The sequence below is a fragment of the Gilliamella sp. App2-1 genome (assembly GCF_001690255.1).
Classification (GTDB): domain Bacteria; phylum Pseudomonadota; class Gammaproteobacteria; order Enterobacterales; family Orbaceae; genus Gilliamella; species Gilliamella apicola_G.
This window is the reverse complement of sequence record NZ_LZGR01000066.1, coordinates 1-1,740: the sequence shown is the minus strand read 5'-3', so window position 1 is coordinate 1,740 and position 1,740 is coordinate 1. Positions and strand designations below refer to the sequence as shown.

Genomic DNA, 1,740 nt, shown 5'->3' with positions numbered 1-1,740 from the left:
CCTTGACCGTCAATCCTATGGGCTTTAAATTCCGCTTCTTGATCTGATTTATATTCGCCATCATCGATATTGGCTGATTTATAAAAGACCATAAAACTATTAATCCAACCCCAAACAAATGTGCTCCCTGCGCCGGCTCGAATGGGATCTAACATGATATGATCAATCACTTGATGCGTTCCCGGTTGGCACACCATTAATACGGTCGAGGTTAAGGCATTACGCGACATATTATGGATAATAACACCATGCAAATCATCCCAATCATACTCTTTTATACGGCGTTTTTTCGGTTGTAAAAATACCGCAGGATGCCGTAAAAACTTAAAGTTAAAAAAGTCACTTTCGTTGACATAGACTTTACCCGTTTTACGGTTAAATATAATGGGACTACCACGACGGGAAAATAGATAATGATACACTTGGGGAATAACATAATACATAGCGAGACAACAGATAATAAAACCCAAAATTACTACTATATCAATAAATTCTATTTTAGAGCTATCATGGTGTACCAACAACCAAAGACATCCAATGATAGCTCCACTCCCACAAATAATAGCAACAAAATAAAGGCAAGCATAAAAAATCTGATCATTGAGATCCTGACGAATAAAGGCACAGTAGTTATTATTGGCATAGCTTAAGCGACGATCATGCAGGGGCACACTATAAGGGCCTTTATCTAGATCGCCAAACCAACCAAAAATTTGTGGGCGGTATTTTGATGGCATGATGACTCTCCTTTTTATTTATTCATCGTGAAATGGGTTACTGCTGCGATTTATGATAAGTGGGATTTCGTCATTATCTTAGCTATTCCGTTATATTGTGCCGTTGTTTAATTTCAGCTAACTCTTCTAATGATGTGGCATTAAACGCTTCAATCATCCATTCTGGCCAGCCTTGACCGTCAATCCTATGGGCTTTAAATTCCGCTTCTTGATCTGATTTATATTCGCCATCATCGATATTGGCTGATTTATAAAAGACCATAAAACTATTAATCCAACCCCAAACAAATGTGCTCCCTGCGCCGGCTCGAATGGGATCTAACATGATATGATCAATCACTTGATGCGTTCCCGGTTGGCACACCATTAATACGGTCGAGGTTAAGGCATTACGCGACATATTATGGATAATAACACCATGCAAATCATCCCAATCATACTCTTTTATACGGCGTTTTTTCGGTTGTAAAAATACCGCAGGATGCCGTAAAAACTTAAAGTTAAAAAAGTCACTTTCGTTGACATAGACTTTACCCGTTTTACGGTTAAATATAATGGGACTACCACGACGGGAAAATAGATAATGATACACTTGGGGAATAACATAATACATAGCGAGACAACAGATAATAAAACCCAAAATTACTACTATATCAATAAATTCTATTTTAGAGCTATCATGGTGTACCAACAACCAAAGACATCCAATGATAGCTCCACTCCCACAAATAATAGCAACAAAATAAAGGCAAGCATAAAAAATCTGATCATTGAGATCCTGACGAATAAAGGCACAGTAGTTATTATTGGCATAGCTTAAGCGACGATCATGCAGGGGCACACTATAAGGGCCTTTATCTAGATCGCCAAACCAACCAAAAATTTGTGGGCGGTATTTTGATGGCATGATGACTCTCCTTTTTATTTATTCATCGTGAAATGGGTTACTGCTGCGATTTATGATAAGTGGGATTTCGTCATTATCTTAGCTATTCCGTTATAT

2 protein-coding genes are annotated in these 1,740 nt (G+C 37.9%); both read right to left on the bottom strand.

Translation table 11 applies throughout. The features are described from left to right. Positions 1 to 737, bottom strand: a 737-nt coding sequence (locus tag A9G22_RS09010; RefSeq protein WP_075508740.1) for a DUF6708 domain-containing protein, incomplete at its 3' end; no start/stop codon positions are given. 82 nt (positions 738 to 819) lie between these two features. Beyond that, a complete protein-coding gene (locus A9G22_RS09005) occupies positions 820 to 1,644 on the bottom strand; it encodes a DUF6708 domain-containing protein (RefSeq protein ID WP_075508092.1) in 825 nt (274 codons plus the stop codon). Positions 1,645 to 1,740: the final 96 nt, after the last annotated feature.

Excerpts from the sequence above, each read along its gene's own strand:
- A9G22_RS09005 (WP_075508092.1), bottom strand. The coding sequence starts at position 1,644 with ATGCCATCAAAATACCGCCCACAAATTTTTGGTTGGTTTGGCGATCTA.